This is a genomic window from Deltaproteobacteria bacterium, assembly GCA_030654105.1.
Lineage (GTDB): Bacteria > Desulfobacterota > SM23-61 > SM23-61 > SM23-61 > JAHJQK01.
Window position 1 is genome coordinate 1 of record JAURYC010000010.1, and the last position, 3524, is coordinate 3524.

General features: G+C 49.4%; 4 protein-coding genes. All 4 read left to right on the forward strand.

Annotation, left to right across the window (positions count from 1 at the left end):
* Nucleotides 1-368: flavodoxin family protein (locus Q7V48_00395; protein ID MDO9209203.1), on the forward strand; the 368-nt coding region annotated here is incomplete at its 5' end.
* Nucleotides 369-645: 277 nt separating this feature from the next.
* Nucleotides 646-1041 (forward strand): hypothetical protein, encoded by a 396-nt coding sequence (locus Q7V48_00400; protein MDO9209204.1) that lies wholly within the window; start codon nucleotides 646-648, stop codon nucleotides 1039-1041.
* A 226-nt stretch (nucleotides 1042-1267) separates the two neighbouring features.
* Nucleotides 1268-2644 carry a dipeptidase gene (locus Q7V48_00405; protein ID MDO9209205.1) on the forward strand — a complete coding sequence of 459 codons (1377 nt, stop codon included), beginning with the start codon at nucleotides 1268-1270 and terminating at the stop codon, nucleotides 2642-2644.
* Nucleotides 2645-2773: 129 nt separating this feature from the next.
* A partial coding sequence (locus tag Q7V48_00410) for an amidohydrolase/deacetylase family metallohydrolase (GenBank protein ID MDO9209206.1) occupies nucleotides 2774-3524 on the forward strand: 751 nt, incomplete at its 3' end.

Below are 3524 nucleotides of genomic sequence, written 5' to 3' on the forward strand. Positions count from 1 at the left end.
CAGCGAACGAGTATATCGAGAAGATGCTCGGGGCAGATGGGATTATCCTGGGTTCGCCCGTCTATTTCAATGATGTTACGTCTGAAATGAAGGCCCTTATTGATCGTGCCGGTTTTGTGTCGAGGGCCAACGGGAGAATGTTTAAGAACAAGGTCGGTGCTGCAGTAGCTGCAGTACGTCGGGCAGGCGCAGTTCACACTCTTGACACCATGAATCATTTTTTCCTTAGTGGAGAGATGATCATTGTTGGTCGGAGTATCGGTATTGGCAGGGAAAAGGGAGAAGTGGAAAAGGATGAAGAGGGTATGCAGCTTGTGAAATCACTCGGGCAAAGGATGGGCTGGTTGCTAAAAAAAATCCATGGGTAATTGCGGGATTCTGGCAAAAAAGAGAAGGTTGAGAACCGAAACTTTAAAGCGAGGGTCGAAAAGCTTATTTTACAGTTAAGCAAGAGCCAAGAGCAGAATTGAGCCCTTGATATGACTAAAGCAACCTGTCAATAGACCGGAGGTTTCTGAGGAATGGCTGGATGTGAAGAACTATATTAAATTCCTTCAGAGCCACCGTCCCCTCTAACCAGCGGACTATTTGGCCCTTTGTAGGAAAATTATAGAGAGGGAGTAACAAAAAAGAAAGGAGCATAATATGGCCTGGCCTGAAAAGGGAGAAGAGGATTTAAAAAGAGAACACGGAGAGCAAAAAATTATGGAATACAAAAAGGCCCTTTTTGAAAGCGGCCTATTAGAAAGAATTGAAAAAAAGAGATTGGAAATAGAAAAAAAGGAGATTTTACATCAATTTGACCTATATCCTCGACTCGCTTATGAAAGCAATAGAGATTCTGACCATTTTCTTAAAGAGCTTTCATTCTTACACACGGAATATAGTGTCAAGCATTCGGGTTGGTATTCTTCTTTTGGTATTGAAGTGACAGCAGATGGCATTTATTGGAAATCAGGCAAAAAAACAAAAAAATTGAAATTAGAAAAAATTTCTGACCAAGAAATCCATGATTGGTTTGCTCTTTTAACCAAGAAGTAACGCATAGAAGGAAATTAACATGGATAGAAAACGACGGTTAGGCCCAGACCTTCCCATGTATCCCCATTGAAAAAGTCGTTCAATTCACCCAACAACGCGTAAAAAAATATTTGCGAAAATAGTATGGTTTATGAGTATACTATATTCACAACCCGTTTGGGGACGACTGACTTTCAAAATCGATACCCATTCTTTAAAAAACCTTACAAGACAGGAGACAAGAGCCATGGTCACATGGGAAACTTACCTAGTTCAACAAAAGGAACGATTCCTTGACGAATTGATGGAATTCCTGCGCATCCCCAGTATATCCGCTTTGCCTGTGCATAGGGCCGATGTCCAGCGGGCGGCGCATTGGCTGGAAGCGAAAATGAAAGCAGCCGGGATTGAATCGGTCCGGCTCATGCCCACCGGCGGCCATCCGGTGGTCTATGGAGAGTGGCTTCATGCTCCCGGGAAGCCGACCCTGTTGATTTACGGTCATTTCGATACCCAGCCCGTAGACCCCCTGAATTTATGGGATCATCCTCCGTTTGAACCGCATATCAAGGATGGCCGGATTTATGCCCGGGGAGCAACGGATGACAAGGGCAACCTGTTCATTCCCCTCATGGTCGTTGAGGCCATGTTGAAAACCGGCGGAAGATTACCCATCAACCTCAAGTTCCTGTTCGAAGGCCAGGAAGAAATCGGGAGCCCCCAGTTACCGGATTTCATAGCGGCCCATAAGGATCTCTTGTCTTGTGATATGGTGTTAAGTGCCGATGGAGGCCAGTGGGACGAGGACTACCCGGCTCTCATCTTGGGGACCCGGGGGCTGGCAGCTGTTTTCATTGATGTCCAAGGCCCGGATCATGATCTGCATTCCGGAACCTACGGCGGCACGATCGTGAACCCCATCCACGCCCTGGTCCAGATTTTGGACTCCATGCACGATAGGGACGGGCGAATCACGGTGGATGGTTTCTACAATGACGTGCGGCGGCTGAGCGATGAAGAACAAGCCCAAATGGCCCAGGTGCCTTTTGCCGAAGCGGAATACCTGGGCGAGACCGGATCGACCTCTATTTTTGGGGAGCCTGGATTCACCACCTACGAGCGGGCCTGGGCCCGGCCGACTCTGGAAGTCAATGGCCTATACGGCGGCTTCCAGGGAGAGGGCTTGAAAACCGTTTTGCCCAGTACGGCCCATGCCAAGATTTCCTGCCGCCTGGTGGCCGACCAGGATCCTTCCCAAATCGCCGATCTCGTCGTGCGCCATGTGAGTAAAGTCACCCCGCGGGGAGTAAAAGTTGCGACCACCAAGCGTAATAGCGGAGCCATTCCCTACCTCATTCCCCCGGATCACCGCGGTCTTCAAGTTGCCGCGTCGGTCCTGAAGGATCTTTATGGCAAGGAACCCTACTGGATTCGCATGGGTGGGACCATCCCGGCCAATGCTTTGTTCCTCCAGCTCCTTGGAGCTTACACCATCGTCTTTGCCTTTGGCCTGCAGGACGAGCTTCAGCACTCTCCCAATGAATTCTTTCGGCTGTCCAGCTATGAGCGGGGCCAGAAGGCTTATGGAATGCTCCTGAATCAGTTGGGAGAAAAACTCGGCTAAGGTTTTCACGTTTCATCATATCACCTCCTGGTAAAGTTTATTAGTCTCGATGATATATAAATGCTCAAGAAAAGTCGAAAAACCATTACAGGCTGGGAAGCAGCAAGAGGTGTTTGGAAAGGAGCAGCCATGAAATACGATTTGCTTCTCAAGGGCGGAAAGATTGTGGATAAGGCCTCCATTATCGACCGCAGTATGGATATAGGAGTGACAGGAGGAATCATCGCCGAGGTGATGCCGGATCTAAATCCCTTAGAAGCCCGCCAGGTGGTTGACGTTAGCGGTTTCATCGTCGCTCCGGGCCTCATTGATTTCCATGCCCACGCTTTTCTGGAAGCGAGGGAGTTAGGGTTAGAGACCGACGCCACCTGTCTTTCTTCAGGAGTCACGACCCTGGTGGATGGAGGAAGTTCGGGGGCGGCTACCTTCGAGGGGTTTAAAGAGTTTTTAATTGATCGGGCGGCGACACGAATACTGGCCTTCCTGCATATTTCCTCCATTGGGCTGGCCGATTTACTTACCGGAGAGTCAACCTATCTTCCTTTGCTGAATCCCCAGAGGACTGCAGAGATGGCCAGAAAATATCCCGGACTGATTCTGGGCATAAAAGTTCGCCAACAGAAGGAGACTGTAGGAAACAATGGCTTAGAACCACTCAGGCTGGCAAAGCAGGCTGCGTCCCTTGCCGGCGGTCTCCCCACCATGGTTCATGTAACGAACCCGCCGGCTCCATTAAGCGAAATCCTCGATTTGTTAGAACCGGGGGACATCGTCACTCATTTTCTACACGGCCGGGGGATGGGCATTCTGAATGGTGATAAACGGGTTTCCGCTTCTGCCCGGGAGGCTAAGCAGAGAGGCATCATCTTTGATGTGGGAC

What these genes read in the sequence shown, in the direction of transcription:
- Q7V48_00400 (MDO9209204.1), top strand. Translation starts at nt 646, where the DNA reads ATGGCCTGGCCTGAAAAGGGAGAAGAGGATTTAAAAAGAGAACACGGA.
- Q7V48_00405 (MDO9209205.1), top strand. Translation starts at nt 1,268, where the DNA reads ATGGTCACATGGGAAACTTACCTAGTTCAACAAAAGGAACGATTCCTT.